7 protein-coding genes are annotated in these 19,593 nt (G+C 75.3%); 6 read left to right on the forward strand and 1 reads right to left on the reverse strand.

Annotated elements, in window-relative coordinates:
* Positions 1-79 precede the first annotated feature (79 nt).
* Entirely contained in the window at positions 80-1,723 is a 1,644-nt protein-coding gene (locus IG94_RS0115395; RefSeq protein WP_031035909.1) for a (2,3-dihydroxybenzoyl)adenylate synthase, read from the reverse strand.
* Between the two features lie 131 nt (positions 1,724-1,854).
* On the opposite strand from IG94_RS0115395, the gene IG94_RS0115400 reads away from it, so the two are divergent.
* The 6 genes from IG94_RS0115400 to IG94_RS0115425 are packed head-to-tail and all read left to right on the forward strand — an operon-like array spanning position 1,855 to position 19,579.
* Positions 1,855-8,688 (forward strand): non-ribosomal peptide synthetase, encoded by a 6,834-nt coding sequence (locus IG94_RS0115400; protein WP_031035911.1) that lies wholly within the window; start codon positions 1,855-1,857, stop codon positions 8,686-8,688.
* The gene (locus IG94_RS0115405; protein ID WP_031035913.1) at positions 8,685-14,213 is read left to right on the forward strand and encodes a non-ribosomal peptide synthetase; all 5,529 of its coding nucleotides are present in this window, start codon (positions 8,685-8,687) and stop codon (positions 14,211-14,213) included. Before IG94_RS0115400 ends, IG94_RS0115405 begins: the two co-directional genes overlap by 4 nt.
* On the forward strand, positions 14,210-15,400 hold the full coding sequence (locus tag IG94_RS0115410; protein ID WP_031035914.1) for a saccharopine dehydrogenase NADP-binding domain-containing protein: 1,191 nt from the start codon (positions 14,210-14,212) through the stop codon (positions 15,398-15,400). Before IG94_RS0115405 ends, IG94_RS0115410 begins: the two co-directional genes overlap by 4 nt.
* The gene (locus IG94_RS0115415) at positions 15,397-17,484 is read left to right on the forward strand and encodes a Gfo/Idh/MocA family oxidoreductase (protein WP_031035917.1); all 2,088 of its coding nucleotides are present in this window, start codon (positions 15,397-15,399) and stop codon (positions 17,482-17,484) included. Before IG94_RS0115410 ends, IG94_RS0115415 begins: the two co-directional genes overlap by 4 nt.
* Positions 17,481-18,686 carry a cytochrome P450 gene (locus IG94_RS0115420; RefSeq protein WP_031035919.1) on the forward strand — a complete coding sequence of 402 codons (1,206 nt, stop codon included), beginning with the start codon at positions 17,481-17,483 and terminating at the stop codon, positions 18,684-18,686. Before IG94_RS0115415 ends, IG94_RS0115420 begins: the two co-directional genes overlap by 4 nt.
* Positions 18,683-19,579: a thioesterase II family protein gene (locus IG94_RS0115425; RefSeq protein ID WP_031035921.1), complete on the forward strand. Its 897-nt coding sequence runs from the start codon at positions 18,683-18,685 to the stop codon at positions 19,577-19,579. Before IG94_RS0115420 ends, IG94_RS0115425 begins: the two co-directional genes overlap by 4 nt.
* Positions 19,580-19,593 lie beyond the last annotated feature (14 nt).

Here is a 19,593-nt window from a genome sequence, read left to right on the forward strand (position 1 = left end):
GAGGGCGGAGAGCAGGCCGCCCCGGTCACCGCCGCCGGAGGGGGCGCCCCGCCTGCCGGGCGCCCCCTCCGGCGGTGCCTCACCCCTCCGACCGCCGGGCCAGCGCCGCCTTGTCGACCTTGCCGACGGCGGTCAGCGGAAGGCCGGGAACCTGGACGATCTCGTCCGGGGCCTTGTAACCGGCGAGGCCGCGCGACGCCAGGTGGGCGGCGACCTCCCGGGCACCGGGCGCCGTGCCCGTACAGACGACGAAGGCGACGGACCGCTCGCCCCAGCGTTCGTCCGGCACACCGACCAGGGCCGCCGCGGTGACGGCCGGATGGGTCAGGAGCTCCTCCTCCACCTCGACCGCGGGGATCTTCTCGCCGCCCCGGTTGATCTGGTCCTTGATCCGCCCGACCACCACGAGGTGCCCGCTCGGCAGCCGCCGCACCACGTCGCCGGACCGGTAGTAGCCGTCCGGGGTGAAGGCCGTGCGGTTGTGCGCCTCGGCCCGGTAGTAGCCGCGCAGGGTGTACGGGCCCCGGGTGAGCAGCTCGCCCGCCGTGCCGTCCGGGACCGGCCTGCCGCCGGCGTCCACCACCAGGATCTCGTCGTCCGGCGAGGCGGGACGGCCCTGGGTGGTGCACACGAGGTCCTCGGCGTCGTCGAGGCGGGTGAGGTTGATCAGTCCCTCGGCCATGCCGAAGACCTGCTGCACCCGCGCGCCGAGCGCCGGGCCGAGCCTGCGGGCGTGATCCTCGGGCAGCCGTGCCCCGCCGACCTGCACCACGGCGAGGCTCCCGAGGTCCCAGGAGCCGGAAGCGGCCTCGTCCGTCCAGTGCGGCACGAGCGGCGGGGTCAGGGAGGTGAGGGTCACTTCCTCCCGCTCGATCAGGGCGAACGCCGTCTGCGGGCTGGGGTCCGGCGCGATCACGACGGTCCCTCCCGCCATGAGGGTCCCCAGTACACCGGGGCAGGCGAAGGTGAAGTTGAACCCGAGCGGCAGGACCGCCAGGTACACCGACCGGGTGTCGAGCGCGCAGACGCCCGCGCAGGCGCGGGCGTTGTACGCGTAGTCGTCGTGCGTGCGCGGGATGAGCTTGGGCAGACCCGTGGTGCCGCCGGACAGCAGCAGGAGCGCGAGGCCCCCGGGGTCCGGGTCGGCGGAGTCGGAGTCCGAGACGGGGGCGGACGGTCCCCGGCCGCCGCTCTCGCGGAGCGCGTCGAACGGGACGAAGCCGTCGTACGGCCCCGGGTCGCCCACCACGACGACGTGCCGCAGGGGTCCGTCCGGACCCAGCTCCGCCCGTACGTCGCTCATCAGTCGCCGGTGGTCGAACCGGGCGTGCAGGTCGGGCACCACGCAGGCCACGGCGTCCGACAGCCGCACCAGGTGGCCGATCTCGCGGCTCCGGTGACCGGGCATGGCGTGCACCGGGACCGCCCCGAGCCGCTGCAGCCCGAACCAGGCGAGCACGAACTCGGCGCAGTTGGGGAGCTGGAGCACCACGCGGTCGCCCCGCTCGACGCCCAGCCCGCGCAGCCCGGCGGCGACCCGGTCGGCCTCGGCGTCCAGGTCCGCGTAGGTCCAGCGCCGGTCGCCGTCGACCAGGGCGACGCGCTGCGCGTGCTCGGCGCCCGCCTGCCGCAGACGGGCGCCGAATGTCACGCCCTGCCAGTGTCCGGCGGCCCGATAGCGCGCCGATTCGGCCTTCGACCAGGTCGGTTGAGTCTCCGTCATGGGCCCTCGTCTCTCATTGCCGGGCCGCGGACTCTGGCGCCGGACCCCGTTGTGTGTCTACGATGTGAAGCATAGAAATGATAATCATTTTTATCTGAGTGTTGCTCGACACCGTACGAAAGGCCCCAGGAGTGAGCGATGAAGCAGTCGTCGAGGCACGGACCGCGGAGGGCGACGCCGGCCGGCGCGGCCCCCACACGGCGCCGGCGGTGCGCGACGCGGTCGCACGCGCCCTGGACATCGCGCCGCAGGAACTGGACGACGACCGCGACCTCTTCGAACTCGGCCTCGACTCACTGCTGCTGATGTCCCTCGTCGGCGCCTGGCGGCGCGAGGGCAGCACGGTCACCTTCCAGGACCTCACCCGCGTCCCGACCCTGGCGGCGTGGACGGCCCTGCTGGCCCGGGCCCCGCGCGGCGACGCACCCGCCGCCGCCCGCCCCGCGCCCGTACCGCGGCAGGCGGACCGGTCGGTACCGCGGCAGACGGACCGGGCGACGGAGCGGTCGGCGCCGCAGCAGGCGGAGCGCTCGGCACCGCGGCGTTCCGTACGCCAGGCGGACCGGCAGCAGAACCGGCAGGCGGACGGCGCTGCCGAGCCCTTCCCCCTGGCGACGATGCAGCACGCCTACTGGATCGGCCGCCAGGACGGGCAGCCGCTCGGCGGCGTCGCCGCACACTTCTACGTCGAACTCGACGGCCGCGAGGTCGACCCGACCCGCCTCGATGCCGCCCTGCGGGCGCTGGTGCACCGGCACGGCATGCTGCGCGCCGTCTTCGACGAGGAGGGCCGCCAGCGGTACGGCGCCACGGGCGCGCCGCTGACCGTCCACGACCTGCGCGCCCGCACGCCGGAAGAGGCCGACTCCGCACTGGAGTCGCTGCGCGAGCGCAACACCCACGCGCGTGGCGACGTCGCCGGCGGTGAGGTCTTCCGCGCCGCCCTGTGCCTGCTCCCGGACGGGCGCACCCGGCTGCAGATCGACCTGGACATGATGGCCGGCGACGCGCTGAGCCTGCGCGTCCTCCTGTCCGACCTGCGACGCTTCTACGCGTGTCCGGACGACCCGCCGCCCGTTCTCGGCCTCGACTACCGCCGGTACCTCGCGGAGCACGACGCCCGGCGCAAGGCGGAGCGCGAGCGGGACGCCGTCTGGTGGCGGGAGCGCCTGCACGAACTGCCGCGCGGCCCGCGCCTGCCGACCACCGTGGACCCGCTCACCCCCGTCGGCGCCGGCGACACCGCGCTCACCCGCTCCCGCCGCCTCCACCACTGGCTCGGTCCCGACGACAAGGCGGCGCTGATCAAGGCCGCCCGGCGGCACGGCCTCACCCCCGCCGCCGCGCTCGCCACCGCCTTCGCGGAGACCGTCGCCGCCTGGAGCGACTCCCGGCGCTTCCTCCTCAACCTGCCGCTGTTCGACCGCGAGATGTTCAGCCCCGAAGTCGCGCACCTGGTGGGGGACTTCAGCAGCTCCGTCCTGCTCGACGCGGACCTGGGCGCACCCCTGCCGTTCGCCCGCCAGGCCCGCCGTCTCCAGGAACGCCTCCAGGAGGGCATCTCCCACGGCGCGTACGGCGGTGTCGAGGTGCTGCGCGACCTCGCCCGCGCCGAGGGCGCCCCGGTGCTGGCCCCCGTCGTCTACACCAGCGCCATCGGGCTCGGCGAGATCTTCGAGCAGGACGTCCAGAAGTCCTTCGGCCGCCCCTCGTGGATCATCTCGCAGGGACCGCAGGTCTACCTGGACGCCCAGGTGACCGAGCTGGACGGCGGGCTCCTGCTCAACTGGGACGTGCGCGACGGGGTGTTCGAGGCCGGTGTGCCCGACGCGGCGTTCGACGCCTACCGCCGCCTCATCACCCGCCTGCGTACCGACCCCGACGCCTGGGACCGCCCCGTGGACGGCCTCCTCGCCCCCGGCGTCCTCGCCCGGCGCGCGGTCGCCGCGCTGCCGCCCGCGCCCGTCCCGCACCGCGCCCTGCACACCCGCTTCTTCGAGCTGGCCGAGACCGAGCCCGACCGCACCGCCGTCGTCCGCACCACCGGCGCCCCGCTCACCTACGGCCAACTCGCCGACACGGCACGGCGGATCGCCGCACTCCTCGGCGACCACGGCGTCGGCGAGGGGGACACCGTCGCGGTGACCCTGCCCAAGGGCGACGGCCAGATCGGCGCGGTCCTCGGCATCCTGGCCGCCGGCGCCGCCTACGCGCCCGTCGGCGTGGAACAGCCCGCCGTACGCAGACGGCGCATCCACTCCGTGGCCGGCGCGGCGGCCGTGCTCACCGACCGCGCGCACGCGGACCTCTGCGCGGACGCCGCCGCCCCCGCCTCGGTGCTGCTCGTCGAGGACGCGCCGGCGGCCGGGCCCGCCCCCGTCGTGCTGCCCGACCCCGGCCTGCCCGCCTACGTGCTCTTCACCTCGGGCTCGACGGGAGAGCCCAAGGGCGTCGAGGTGCCGCACCGGGCGGTCGTCAACACCGTCGAGGCGATGGCGGAACAGCTCGGCCTCGGGCCGGACGACCGCACGCTCGCGATCTCCGCCCTGGACTTCGACCTCGCCACGTGGGACATCTTCGCCCCGCTCTCCCTGGGCGGCCAGGTGGTCGCCGTGGGCCAGGAGCACCGCCGCGACGCCCACCACTGGGCGGAGCTGGTGCGCACGCACGGTGTGACCCTGGTGCAGTGCGTGCCCGCGCTCCTCGACCTGCTGATGGCCGCGGGCGAGGACGCCGCGGGCGGGGAGGGCCTGGGGACCTCGCCGCGCATGGTCCTGCTCGGCGGGGACTGGGTCGGACTCGACCAGCCCGCGAGGTTCCGGGCCCTCGTACCCGGCTGCCGCTTCGTCGCGCTCGGCGGCATGACGGAGGCCGCGGTCCACTCCACCGTCTTCGAGGTGACCGAGACCGACCCGGCGTGGAAGTCCGTGCCGTACGGAGTCCCGCTGCGCAACATGCGGGCCCGGGTCGTGGACGGACGGGGACGCGACTGCCCCGACATGGTCCCCGGCGAGCTGTGGATCGGCGGTCCCGGTGTGGCGAGCGGTTACCGGGCGGATCCCGCGCGCACGGCGGAACGCTTCGTCGAGTACGACGGCGAGCGGTGGTACCGCAGCGGCGACCTGGCACGCTACCGGCCCGACGGCGTACTGGAGTTCCTCGGCCGCGCCGACCACCAGGTGAAGATCGGCGGCCACCGCATCGAACTCGGCGAGGTCGAGTCCGCCCTGGAGAGCGACCCGGCCGTCCGGCACGCGGTCGCCACCGTCCTCGACACGCCCGTACGGCGCCTCGCCGCGGCCGTGTCCAGCCGTGACGGGGCGGCACCGGAGCCGGACGCTGTCCGCGACCGGGCCGCGGAACGGCTGCCAGCCCACATGGTGCCCGAACGCGTCCTGGTCCTCGACGCGCTGCCGCTGACCGAGAACGGCAAGCTCGACCGGGCGGCGGTCCGTCGGGCGCTGACCGAGGCGGCGGGCCACGCCACCGCCCGCGCCTCCGCCCCGGAGGGTCCGGTGGAGACCGCCGTGGCGGCCGAGTGGTCCGACCTGCTCGCCGTGGACCGGGTGGGCCGCGAGAGCAGCTTCTTCCTGCTGGGCGGCGACTCCCTCGTCGCGACCCGCATGATCGGCCGGCTGCGCGCCGCCGGGTTCCCGGACGCCCGCGTGGCCGACCTGTTCGCCCGCCCCGTGCTCCGGCACTTCTGCGAGACGCTCCGCGCCGGTACGGCCGACGGCCGGGAGCAGGAGCCCCCCGCCCCCGCCCTCGTCCCCGACCCGGACCGCGCCCACGAGCCCTTCCCGCTCACGGACGTCCAGGCCGCGTACCACACCGGCCGCGACCCCCGGTTCGCCCTCGGCGGCGTCGGCACCTGGCACTACAGCGAGTTCGACGGCACGGACGTCGACCTGGACCGCCTGGAGCGCGCCTGGAACACCCTCGTGCGGCGGCACGGCATGCTGCGCGCCGTCGTCGAGGACGGACACCAGCGGGTCCTGCCCGACGTCCCGCCGGTCCGCATACCCGTGCGGGAGGCCACCGCCGCGGACGCGCCCGAGGCCCTCGCCGAGCTGCGCGCCCGCCTGTCCCAGCAGGTCCGCGACCCCGCGCGGTGGCCGCTGTTCGCCGTCGAGGCCGTGCGCCACCCCGACGACGGGGACGGCAACGGGGACGGCGACGGGACCGTGCGTACCCGGGTCGGCGTCGGCCTGGACTACCTCGTCCTCGACGCGCTCTCCATCACCACCCTCTACGCCGAACTGAACGCGCTCTACGCCGACCCGGACCACCAACTGCCGCCCGTCGACGTCACCTTCCGCGACTACCTGACCCGGCTCCCCGCGGACCCCGCCTCGGTCGACCGGGCCCGCGCCCACTGGCAGGCCCGGCTCGCCGAACTCCCGCCCCCGCCCGCCCTGCCCTACGACCGGGACCCGGCGGCACTCGACGCGCCGGTCTTCACCCGGCGCCGGCTGACCCTGCCCGCCGAGGACTGGCAGGCCGTGAAGCGCCGCGCGGCCCGGCACGGACTGACGCCCTCCACCGTCCTGCTGGCCCTGTACGGCGAGATCCTGGCGGCCTGGAGCGGTACCGACGCCGTGACCGTCACGCTCACCCTCTTCAACCGGCGCGACGTGCACCCCCACATCCACCGCGTGCTGGGCGACTTCACCTCCCTCTCGCTCGCCGGCCACCGGCGCGAGGGCGCGTCCTGGCTCGCGGCGGCCCTCGCGCTGCAGCGCCGTCAGGCCGAGGACCTGGACCACGCCGACGTGCCGATCGACTGGTTGCTGCGGGAGTTCGGCCGCCGCACCGGCACGGTGGACGCCGCCGCGCCCGTGGTGTTCACCAGCGCCGTCGGGGTGGGCGACGCGACGCTGGCCCGGGCGGGCACCGGCCTGCCCGAGAAGGTCTGGGGCATCTCCCAGTCCCCGCAGGTGTGCCTGGACAACCAGGTCACCGAGGAGTCCGGCGGCCTGGTCGTCACCTGGGACGCGGTGGAGGAGCTGTTCGCCGAGGGCGTGCTGGACGCCATGTTCGACGCCCACGCGCGGCTGCTGCGGCACCTCGTCACCGGTGACTGGGAGGCGCCGCTGCCCGATCCGCTGCCCGCCGCCCAGCACGACCGGCGGGCCGCCGTCGCGAGCGGGGCCGCGCTGGAGCCGGTCGCGCCGCGCCTCCTGCACGAGGCCTTCTTCGCCCACGCGGCCTGCCGCGCCGACCGCACCGCCCTGGTCACCACGGCGGGCGAGGAGCTCTCCTACGGGGCGCTCGCCGAGCGGGCGCTGCGCACCGCCGCCGCGCTCGCCGACGCGGGCGTGGGCCCGGGCGACCTGGTCGCCGTCACCCTGCCCAAGGGCCCCGACCAGATCGCGGCCGTCCTCGGCGTGGTCGCGGCAGGCGCCGCGTACGTCCCCCTCGGCCTCGAACAGCCCGCCGCCCGGCTCGCGCGCGTCCGGGCCGCGGCACGGTTCCGTGTCGTCGTCGGGGAGTGGCCGGACACGGGGGACGGCACGGCGCCCCGCGCCCTCTCCTTCGCCCGGACGCAGCGGTCCGAGCCGTGGCGGTCCCCGCGTGAGACGTCCCCCGAGGCGCTCGCGTACGTGATCTTCACCTCCGGCTCCACCGGCCGGCCCAAGGGCGTCGAGATCTCCCACGCCGCCGCCTGGAACACGGTGGCCGACATCAACGCCCGGCACGGCATCGGTGCCGGCGACCGGGTACTCGCCCTGTCCGCGCTGGACTTCGACCTGTCCGTGTACGACCTCTTCGGACTGCTCGCCGCGGGCGGCTCCCTCCTGCTGCCCACCGAGGACCAGCGCCGTGAACCGGCCCGCTGGCCGGACCTGGTCGACCGGTACGGCGTGACGGTCTGGAACACCGTCCCCGCCCTGCTCGACCTGCTGCTCGACGCCGACGAGCAGGGCACGGGGGGCCTTCGGGGGCTCCGGACCGCGCTCGTCTCCGGCGACTGGATCGGCCTCGACCTCCCCGGCCGCCTGCGGGCCCGCACCGCGCGGCCCTGCGCCTTCGTCGCCATGGGCGGCGCGACCGAGGCCGCGATCTGGTCCAACACCCTCACCGTCACCGACGTGGACCCCCGTTGGGCGTCCATCCCCTACGGCCGCCCCCTGACCGGGCAGCACTACCGCGTGGTCGACCGGGACGGACGGGACTGCCCCGACTGGGCGCCGGGCGAACTGTGGATCGGCGGCGCCGGACTGGCCCGCGGCTACCTGGCCGAACCGGAGCGCACCGCCGAGAAGTTCGTCGTACGCGACGGGCGGCGCTGGTACCGGACGGGCGACCTGGGCAGGTTCCGCGGCGACGGACTGCTGGAGTTCCTGGGCCGCCTCGACACCCAGCTCAAGATCGCCGGCCACCGCGTCGAGGCGGGCGAGATCGAGGCCGCCCTCGAGGCCCACCCCGCCGTCGCCCGGGCCGCCGTCGTGGCCGTGGGCGAGCGCACCGCGAAACGCCTGGTCGCCTTCGCCGTACCGCTGGCCACCCCGGCCACCGCGACGGAGCCGCCCACCGCCGACGACCTCCTCGGCCACCTCGCGGACCGCGTCCCCGCCTACGCCGTCCCGTCCCGCATCGCCCTGCTGCCCGCCCTGCCGCTCACCGCGAACGGCAAGGTCGACCGCAAGGCGCTGACGGACACGGCGGGCCCCGCACCCGTGCCCGCCGGCGCCGAGCCGCCGCGGGGCGGGACCGAGACGGCCCTCGCCGAACTCTGGCGCGAACACCTCCCGGAACCCGTGCGCGACCGGAACGCCAACTTCTTCACCCTCGGCGGCGGCAGCCTCGCCGCGCTGCGCCTGCTCACGGCGATCGAGCGCCGCCTCGGAGCCGCCGTGCCCGTGCGCCGCTTCTTCGCCGCACCGACCGTCGCCGCGCTCGCCGCGGACATCACCCGAACGCTCGCGGCCCACGGGACCGCCTACGAGACCGGAGAACTGTGAACATCCCTGAACTGCTGGCCCGTTACGCCGACGAGGGCGTGGTCCTCTGGGCCCAGGACGGACAACTGCGTTTCCGGGCCCCACAGGGCCGGCTCACCGACACGCACCGCGCCGAACTGCGCACGCACAAGCAAGACATCCTGCGCCACCTGGAGGCCGGTCGGCCCGCCCTGCGCCCCGACCCCGACAGCCGCCACGAACCCTTCCCGCTGACCGACATCCAGGCCGCCTACCTCATCGGCCGCACGGACGCCTACGCCTACGGAGGCGTCGGCTGCCACGCGTACGTCGAACTGGACCACCCCGAACTGGACGTGGAGCGCGTCACCGCCGTGTGGCGGGAACTGGTCGAGCGGCACGACATGCTCCGCGCCGTAGTCCACCACGACGGCTACCAGCAGGTCCTGGCCGACGTGCCGGACCTCCACGTGGCCTGCGACGACCTGACCGGGCTCCCCGCCGCCGGCGCCGAGGCGGAGCTGGCACGCACCCGCGCCCGGCTGTCCGCACGCGAGGCCCCCACCGACCAGTGGCCGCTCTTCGACGTCCACGTGAGCCGGACCGCCGGACGGGCCGTGCTCCACCTCTCCTTCGACATGCTGGTCGTCGACCACGCGAGCCTGCGCATCCTGCTCGCCGAGTTCCGGCACCGCTACGGCGGCGGCGTCCTGTCCGCGGCGCCGCGGATCACCTTCCGCGACTACGTCCTGGCCCGCCGTGCCCAGACCGGCACCGACGGGCACGCCCGCGACCGCGCCTACTGGACCGAACGGCTCGACACCCTGCCGCCCGCGCCCGAACTGCCCCTCGCCGAGCCCTGGGAGGCCGCGGCGGGCGCGTCCACGGGCACCCGGGGCGCGCCCACCGACGCGGTGACGTTCCGCAGACTGGAGGTGCCGCTGTCCGCGGCCGACCGGGAGCGCCTCACCGAACGGGCCGCCCGGCGCGGACTGACCGTGTCGACGGCACTGCTCACCGCCTACGCCGAGACGGTCGGCCGCTGGTCGCGCACCAGCCGCTTCACCCTCAACGTCCCCACCGTCGACCGGCCCGACCTCCACGAGGACATCGGCCGCCTCGTCGGCGACTTCACCTCGCTCGAACTGCTCGCCGTCGACCTCGACACCCCGGCCGCCTTCGCCGAGCGCACCGGGGCCCTCGGGCAGCAGCTCCTCGAAGACCTGGCGCACCCGCTGTTCACCGGCTCGGAGGTGCTCGCCGAACTGTCCCGCAGGGCCGGCGCACCGGTCCTGATGCCGGTCGTCTTCACCAGCGCCCTGGGCACGGGCGGCACCGCCGAGGGCGTGCCCCCCGAGGTGGCCCACGCGGCCACCCGGACGCCGCAGGTGTGGCTCGACTGCCAGGTCATGCACCGCGGCGACGCCCTGATCCTGTCCTGGGACGTCCGGGAGGGGGCGCTCGCCCACGGGGTGGCCGAGGACATGTTCGGGGCCTGGACCTCCCTCGTGCGGCTGCTGTCCGCCGAGGGGGAGGAGGGGGACGCCGCCTGGGACGCGCCGGTGGACATCCCGCTCCCCGCCGCGCAGCGGGACCGGCGCGCCGCGGCCAACGCGACCGGCGGACCGCTGCCGGACGCCCTCCTGCACGAACCCCTGCTCGACCGGGCCCGCACCACGCCCGACGCGATCGCGGTCCGGACGCCCGAAACGGCCCTCACCTACCGGCAGTTGGCCGACCGGGCGGGCGGCGTCGCCGAGACGCTGACCGCGTCGGGACTGCGGCCCGGTGAACCCGTCGCCGTCTGGACGGACAAGGGCTGGGAACAGGTCGTCGCCGTCCTCGGCACGCTCATGGCGGGCGGTGCCTACCTGCCCGTCGACACGGCCCAGCCGCCGGCCCGCCGGGACACCATCCTCGCCGACGCCGGCGTACGCACGGTCCTCACCCAGTCCTGGCTCGCCGAGACCGACGACCTCCCGGCGACCGTGTCGGCCGTCGCCGTCGACCTCGTCCCCGCCGCTCCGGCCACGCGGGAGCCGCGGACCGCGCCCCGGCGCGACCCCGACGACCTCGCCTACGTCATCTACACCTCCGGCTCCACCGGCACGCCCAAGGGCGTCATGATCAGCCACCGGGCCGCCCTCAACACCGTCCAGGACATCAACCGCCGCTACGCGGTCACCGACCGCGACCGCGTCCTCGGCATCGCGGGGCTGGGCTTCGACCTGTCCGTCTACGACCTGTTCGGACCGCTCGCCGTGGGGGCCACCCTCGTCCTGCCCCGGGCGGACCGGCGCGGCGACCCCTCCCACTGGGCCGAACTCGTCCGCGACTTCGGCGTCACGGTGTGGAACTCCGTGCCGGGCCAGCTGCACATGCTGTGCGACTGGCTCCGCTCCGAGCCGCCCGCCGACGACGGCACGCTGCGGCTCGCGCTGATCTCCGGCGACTGGATACCGGTCGCCCTGCCCGACCAGGCCCGCGCCCTCCTGCCGGGGCTGGAGATCATCTCCCTCGGCGGCGCCACCGAGGGCTCCATCTGGTCCATCGCCCACCCGATCGGCGAGGTGGACACCGACCGCCCCAGCATCCCGTACGGCACCCCCCTGACCAACCAGACGTTCGCCGTGCTCGACCGGCACCTGCGGCCGCGGCCCGAGTGGGTGCCGGGCGAGCTGTTCATCGGCGGCGCGGGCGTCGCCCTCGGCTACCTCGGCGACGAGGCCCGTACGGCGGAGCGGTTCCTCACCGACCCCCGCACCGGGCAGCGGCTCTACCGCACCGGCGACCTCGGCCGGTACCTGCCCGACGGGACCATCGAGTTCCAGGGCCGGGAGGACGCCCAGATCAAGATCCGCGGCTACCGGGTCGAACTCGCCGAGGTGGAGGCCGCCGTGCAGGCCCACCCGGCGGTCGCGGCGGGCGCGGTCGTCGTGGACGACTCCGCGGCGGGCGGCCGGCGCCTGGCGGCGTTCGTGGAGACGGCACGCCGGGACGGCGACCGGCGGGCGGCCCCGGGCGCCCGACAGGCGCGGGAGGCGGCCGCCGACGCCGTACGGGAGGCCTCCGCGGCCGTCGACGGCGCACGGCTGGCGGACTTCCTGGCCGCCCTCGACGAGGTGGCGCTCGACGGGATGACCCGGGTCCTCGCCGGCTCCGCGGTGTTCGAGGACGGTGCCGCGCGCACCGCCGACGAGGTGGGCACCGCCCTGCGGGCCACGCCCCGCCACCGGCACATCGTGCGGCGCTGGCTGCGCGCCCTGGCCGCCAGGGACCGGATCACCCACCGGGGCACCGACGACACCTACTCCGGCCTCGTCGCCGTGTCGGGACCGGACACGGAGCGCCGTTGGCGGCTGGCCGCCGACCTGGAGCACGAGATCGGGTGGAGCAGCGAGCTGCTGACCGTGATGCGCACCTGCGCCGAGCGGCTGCCCGAACTGGTCGCCGGGGACGTGGGCATCCGGGACCTGCTCTTCCCCGGTGCCGCCACGGACGCCGCGGACGCCGCCTACCGGGACAACCTCGCCATCCGGCACCTCAACCGCGCCGTGGTCGCCGCGCTGCGGGAGATCGCCGCGAGCCACACCGGAGAGGAGCGGCTGCGGATCCTGGAGGTCGGCGGCGGCGTCGGCGGCACCACCGGCGAACTGGTGCCCGTCCTCGCCGAGTACGGGGTCGACTACCTGTTCACCGACCCGTCCGCGTTCTTCCTCAACGAGGCCCGCGAGCGCTTCGCCGACCACACCTGGGTCCGCTACCAGCGCTTCGACGTCGACCAGGGCCCGCGCGGCCAGCACCTGCCGCCCAACACCTTCGACGTCGTCGTCTGCGCCAACACACTGCACGCCGCGGCCGACGCCGACGCCGCCGTGGGACGCCTGCGGGAGCTGCTCGTGCCCGGCGGACAACTCGTCTTCGTGGAGAACACCCGCGACGAGAACCTCCCGCTGCTGGTCTCCATGGAGTTCCTGGAGGTCGCCGGCCGCCCGTGGACCGACGTGCGCGAGCACACCGGCCAGTCCTTCCTCACCCACCCGCAGTGGCGTGAACTTCTCGGCCGGCACGCCGCGTCCGACGTCACCGTGCTGCCCGAGGGGCAGGACGCCCTCGCCCGCACCGGGCAGGAGGTGTTCCTCGCCACGATGAAGGACGACCGGCACCACGTGCCGACCGGGGAGCTGGCCCGTACGGCGGCCACCCGGCTCCCGGAGTACATGCTGCCCGCGGTCTGGCAGGTCGTCGACACCCTGCCCCGCACGGCCAACGGCAAGACCGACCGCGCCCGCCTCGTCGGCTGGCTGCCCCGCGAGAGCGCACCGGTCGTCGTGGACGAACGGCCCAGGGACGAGCTGGAGAACAGCCTCGCCGACCTGTGGAGCGAACTCCTCGCGGTCGAAGGCGTCACCCGCAACGACGACTTCTTCGACCTCGGCGGCGACTCGCTCCTGGTCGCCCGGATGGTGGGCCGGCTGCGCGAACGCGTACCGCGCGCCGCCGACCTGGAGTGGGAGGTCGTGCTGCGGCACATGCTGCGCCGCCCCACGGTCGCCGGACTCGCCGGATTCCTGCGCTCCCTGGCCGACCCAAAGGACGCGCCCGCGCCCGGCGCCGTGCGCACCGACCCCGTGATCCACCTGCACGGCGCCCGCTCGGACGACGAGCCCACCACCGTGCTCGTCCACGCCGGAACCGCGACGATCATGCCGTACCGGGCGCTGATCACCGAGATCAGGCGGCGCTCGCCCGGCCTCGCCGAGGTCGTCGGCGTGGAGGTCCCGGACCTGAACGGATTCCTCGCCGCCCCGCCGCAGGGCCTCATCGAGCAACTCGCCGCCGACTACGCGCGGGCCCTGACCGCGGACGGACGCAGCCGCTTCCACGTCGTCGGCTACTGCCTGGGCGGCCTGATCGCCACCGAAGTGGCCCGCAACCTGGCCGAGTCCGGGGCGGAGGTGGAGAGCCTCACCGTCATCAGCAGCCACAGCCCGCGCTTCCGCCTCGACGACGAACTGCTCGCCGAGTACTCCTTCGCCGTCATGATGGGCATCGACCCGGCCGAACTCGGCTTCCCCGACGACCAGTACCGGGTGGCAGCGGCGGCCGACGCCGTCCTGGCGTCCAGCCCCGGGATCCTCCCCGACGGCGGACTCGCCGCGCTGCCCGAGGAGTTCGAGGACGTCGCGGGCCGCTTCCGGAGCCTCGCCGAGGTGCCCCGCGCCACCCGCATCGCCCGCATGTGCGAGGCCGTGCCCGCCTCGGCCGGCAGCTACGAACCCGACCACATGAGCCGGCTCTTCCTCGCCTTCCGGCAGAGCGTCTTCGCCATCACCCGGTACACCGCCGAACCCTACGCGGGCGACATCACCTTCCTGCGGCACGACGGCGCCTACCCCTTCCCCGGCAGCAAGGACGCCGTCACCACCTACTGGGAGGAACTCACCCTGGGCGACCTGGACATCGTCGACATCGGCGGCGACCACTACAGCTGCCTCTCCGTCGAACACGCCCCCGGCATCCTCAAGACCCTCGGCGAACTGACCCGGGGGGCGATCACCCGATGAGCACCCCCGTGATCGGGGTCCTCGGGGCCTCCGGGGCCGTCGGCCGGGCCGCCGTACGCGAACTGCGCGCCCTCGGCCGCAGGGGGCTCCGCCTGGGCGGCCGGACCGCGTCGGCCCTGTGCGCGGTCGCCGGCGGGGACCCGGGCGGCCACGACGAGACCGTGTGGGCCGACGCCACCGCACCGGACGGCCTGCGCGCCTTCACCGAGGGCTGCGACATCGTCCTCAACTGCGTCGGCCCCACCTACCGGCTGCGCGCCACGGTGGCCGCCGCCGCACTCGCCGCCGGCGCACACTGCGTCGACGTGGCCGGGGACGACCCGGCCGCCGAGGACCTCCTGAAGGACGGCGACCCGGCCCGCGAGGGCCGCACCGTCGTCCTGTCCGCCGGCGCCCTGCCCGGCCTGTCCAGCCTGCTGCCCCGCTGGCTGGCCGGACAGGGCCTGGACACCGCCACCGCGCTGAGCGCGCACTGCGGCGGCCTGGAGACCTGCTCGCCGACCGTGGCCCGCGACCTCATGCTCTCCCTCACCTCCGGCGGCGCCGACGGCGCGGCCTACGGCGAGGCGCTCGCCGCCGTCCGCGGCGGCCGGCGCGTGCCGCGCGCCCTGCGCACCGCCGAGGACACCGAACACCCGGCCTTCCCGGGCCGGGTGGCCCTGCAGCCCTACCTCAGCGGCGAGAGCGAACGCCTCGCGCACGTCCTCGGCCTCGACCGGCTCGACTGGTACAACGTCCACCCCGGCCCCGCCGTACGCGCGCTGCTCAACCGCCTGCCGGCGTCCCTGGCCGCCGGGGACGACCCGGCCGCGCTGGCGGACCGGCTGATCCTCGCCGCCGACCTGGACCTGGCCGGACGCACGCCCTACTACGTCATGGACTTCGCGCTGTCGGGCACCGCGTCCGGGCAGCCCGCCACGGCCGGACTGACCCTGCGCGCCGCCAGCAGCTACCGGCTCACCGCGGCCGTGGGCGCGCTGTCGGTGGACGCCGTGCTCCGGGGCGCGGTCCCGGCGGGCGTGCACTTCGCGTGCGACGTACTGGACCCCCGGGTGGTGGTACGGCACCTGCGTTCCCGGGGCGCCGCCGAGCTGCGGCTGACGGGAACGGCGACCGCCGGCTCCGGGCCCGCCGGGGCGGACGCGGACGCGGACGTGGACATGGACGTGGAAGAGGGTGTGCTGTGAGCGCGACGGCAAGCGGTCCGGCGCCGTTCCGCGTCCTGGTCTGCGGCACCAACTTCGGCCGCTTCTACGCCGAGGCGGCCCGCCGGCGCCCCGGACACGCGCTCGCCGGCATCCTCAGCCGGGGTTCGGCCGCCTCCCGGGAGCACGCCCGGAGCCTCGGCGTACCGCACTACACGGACGTCGGCGACCTGCCCGAGGACATCGACGCCGCCTGCGTGGCGGTGAGTTCGTCGATCTCCGGCGGGCAGGGCACCGAGCTGGCGCGGGCCCTCATGGACCGGGGCATCCACGTCCTGCAGGAACACCCCGTGCACCTCACCGAGTTGACCCAGAACCTCACTCACGCGCGGCGCCGCGGAGTGCAGTACCGCCTCAACACCCACTACCCGCACGTCGCCCCCGTCCGCGCCTTCATCGACGCGGCCCGCAGACTCGTGGCGCGGCAGCGGCCGCTCTTCGTGGACGCCGCCACCCCGGTCCACCTCATGCACCCCCTGGTGGACATCCTCGGCCAGGCGCTCGGCACCCTGCGTCCGTGGCGCTTCGCGGACCCGGCGCCCCTGCCCGACGCCGTCGGACCGCAGCCCTTCCGCTCCCTGCAGGGCGTGTTCGCGGGCGTACCCCTCACCCTGAGGGTGCACCACCAGCTCGACCCGTCCGACCGGGACAACCACGCCCTGCACTGGCACCGGATCTCCCTCGGCACGGAGGGCGGCGTCCTCACCCTCGCCGACACCCACGGACCCGTGCTGTGGAGCCCCCGGCTCCACATCGGGCGCGACGCCGACCGGCGCTTCGTCCTCGACGGGCCCGGCACCGGCCGCCTGGGGCTGGCCACCACGTCCGTCGTCGGGGAGACGGTGCCCTTCCGCACCGTCTTCTCCGACCTGTGGCCCGAGGCCGTCGGCAGCGCACTCGACGAGTTGCGCGAGGCCGCCGAGCAGGGCGGCGACGCGCTCCGCGCGGGCCAGTACGACCTGGCCGTGTGCCGCATCTGGACCGACCTGGCGGCCCGGCTCGGCCCGCCCGAGATCGTCCGTCCGGCCACCCCGCGGCCCCTCGCGGTCAGCGACATGTTCCCGGCGCGGGCACCGGTCCCGGCCCGGACCGAGGGTGAGGCGCAGGGCTGGACGGAAGCCCCGGTCCGGACCGAGGGTCAGGCGCGGGCCCGGACGGAAGCCCCGGTCCGGACCGAGGGCCGGGCGCAGGGCCGGACGGAAGCCCCGGCCCCGGCCCACGTTCGGGACCGCCCGCCCGTACCCGACGCACCCACCGCCCGCGCGGAGCACGCCTCCTACACCCCCTCGGCGGAGTTCTTCGACCTCGTCGCGGCCGAGCACACCGCGACCGCGAGCGCTCCCGCCATCGCCGCGCTCCTCGCCGACGCCGACCTGAGCGCCGGGCCGGTGGTCGACGTCGGCGCCGGTACCGGCCTGGTGACCGAGGCCGTGGCCAAGGCCCGGCCGGACGCCGAGATCGTCGCCTGCGAACCGGCCGTCGGCATGCGCGCCGTACTCACCAGCCGGGTCTTCAGCGACCCGGACCTGCGTTCCCGGGTCACCGTCACCGCGGACGCGGCCCCCGGCCTGGATCTCCCCGACCGGGTCGGCGCGGTCCTGCTCTGCGGGGTCCTCGGCCACCTCGACGCCGACGCCCGCGCCCTGCTGTGGCGACGGCTGACCCGGCGGCTGGCCCCGGGCGGGCTCGTGGTCGTCGAACTCATGGGCTTCGACGAGCCGTTGGACCTGCCCGAGACCAGGCTCGCCACCGCCACCGCGGGACGGCAGCGCTACGAGTGGTCGTTCCGCGGCGCACCCGACGACGCGGGCGGCGCGGCGGACGGCGTGATGCGTCTGCACTCCACCTGGCGCGTCTACCGCGAGGACACCGCGCAGGCGGTGCGCGAGGTCCACGACTCCTACCGCTGGGCCCCCTTCGGCCTGAAGGACGTGGAAGCCGAGTCCGGGATGACCGCCCGCACCCTGCCCACCCGCCCCGGCGCTCCGCCGCTGGCCGTACTCACCCTCCCCGCCGCTCCGTCCGGCACCCCCGTGACCCCGCCGACCACCGAGGACCACCGATGAGCACACCCGCGTCCACGCCCCGCGACTTCCCGATCCGGCGCGGCTGCCCCTTCGCCGCGCCGGAGGAGTACGCCACCCTGCGCACCGAGGACCCCGTCGCCCGCGTCACCCTGCCCACCAAGCGCGAGGCCTGGGCGGTGAGCCGCTACGACGACGTGCGCGAACTGCTCTCGGACCCGCGCGTCAGCGCCGACATCCGCAGGCCCAACTTCCCCGCCCTGGGCGAGGGCGAGCAGGAGGCCGGGGCCCGGTTCAGGCCCTTCATCCGCACCGACGCCCCCGAGCACACCCGGTACCGGCGGATGCTGCTGCCGGTCTTCACCGTGCGCCGGGTGCGCGCGATGCGGCCCGCCGTACAGGCACGCGTGGACGAGATCCTGGACGGCATGCTCGCGGCCGGCGGCCCCACCGACTTCGTCTCCGCGTACGCCAACGCCGTCTCCACCTCGGTGATCTGCGAACTGCTCGGCATACCCCGGGAGAACCTCGAGTTCTTCCGCGACGTCACCCGCGTCTCCGGCTCCCGCACCAGCACGGCCGAGCAGGTCTCCGAAGCGCTCGGCGGCCTCTTCGGCCTGCTCGCCGAACTGATCGCCGAGCGCCGCGAGGAACCCCGCGACGACCTCATCTCCAAGCTCGTCACCGACCACCTGCTCCCCGGCCACGTGACCACGGACCAGTTGCTCTCCACTCTCGGCATCACGATCAACGCCGGGCGCGAGACCACCACCAGCATGATCGCCCTGAGCACCCTGCTGCTCCTGGACCGGCCGGAGCTGACGGCGGAACTGCGCCGCGACGCCTCGCTGATGCCGGCCGCCGTCGACGAACTCCTGCGGGTCCTCTCCGTCGCCGACTCCATACCGCTGCGCGTGGCCGCCGAGGACATCGAGCTGTCCGGCCGTACCGTCCCCGCCGACGACGGTGTCATCGCCCTGCTCGCCGGGGCCAACCACGACCCCGAGCAGTTCGACGACCCGGAGAAGGTCGACTTCCACCGCACGGACAACCACCACGTGGCGTTCGGCTACGGGGTGCACCAGTGCGTCGGCCAGCACCTGGCCCGCCTGGAGCTGGAGGTCGCCCTGGAAACGCTCCTGCGCCGCGTCCCCACGCTCCGCCTGGCGGGCGACCGGGACCAGGTCGCCTTCAAACACGACTCGGCCACCTTCGGCCTCGAAGAACTGCTGGTGACCTGGTGACCGCCGCCTTCCCGTCCGTCCCGCCCTCGTCTGCTGCATCTGCTTCGTCCGTTCCGTTCGCGTCCGCCCCGTCCGTTCCGGCGAACGTCTCCGCGCGCGCCGCCCGTGCCGACAGTCCGTGGATCAGGCGGTGGAACGACGGGGCCGCCTCCCGGCTCACCCTGATCTGCCTGCCGCACGCGGGCGGCAGCGCCGGCTTCTACCGTCCGTGGGCGGCGCTGCTGCCGCCCGAGGTGGAGCTGCTCGCCATCCAGTACCCCGGACGCGAGGAGCGTTTCGAGGACCCCGGGGCCGCCGACATGGCGGAGCTGGTGGGCGCGATCGCGGACGCCGTACTGCCCCTGCTCGACCGGCCGTACGCCCTCTTCGGGCACAGCATGGGATCGGCCGTCGCCTGGGAACTCGCCCACGAGCTGGAGCGCCGCCGAGTCAGTGGTCCACGGCGCCTGTTCGCCTCGGGCCGCGCCGCCCCCGGCACCGCGGTCACCGGGCAGCTGCACCGCCAGGACGACGACGTGCTCGGCGCGGAACTGGCCCGGCTCGGCGGCACGAGCCGCGAGGTCCTCGACGATCCCGGCCTGCGCGACCTGGTCCTGACCGCCGTACGCCACGACTACCGCGTCATCGAGACGTACCGGCCCTCCCCGAGGCCGCCGCTGGCCTGCCCGGTCCACGTGCTGACCGGCGACGCGGACCCCGAACTCGGCGCGGAACGCAGCCGCGACCGGGCCGGCGGCTGGGCCGGCCTCACCACGGCCCGCACCGAGGTGTGCGTCTTCCCCGGCGACCACTTCTACCTCACCCCGCGACGCCGCGAGGTGGTGGCCACCGTCCTGCGCCGCATGGACCCGTCGCTGAGCACCGGCGCCCGCACCTGGCCGAGCACCCCGTGAGCCGCCCGGCACCC

The organism is Streptomyces olivaceus (genome assembly GCF_000721235.1).
In the GTDB taxonomy this organism is placed as follows: Bacteria; Actinomycetota; Actinomycetes; order Streptomycetales; family Streptomycetaceae; genus Streptomyces; species Streptomyces olivaceus.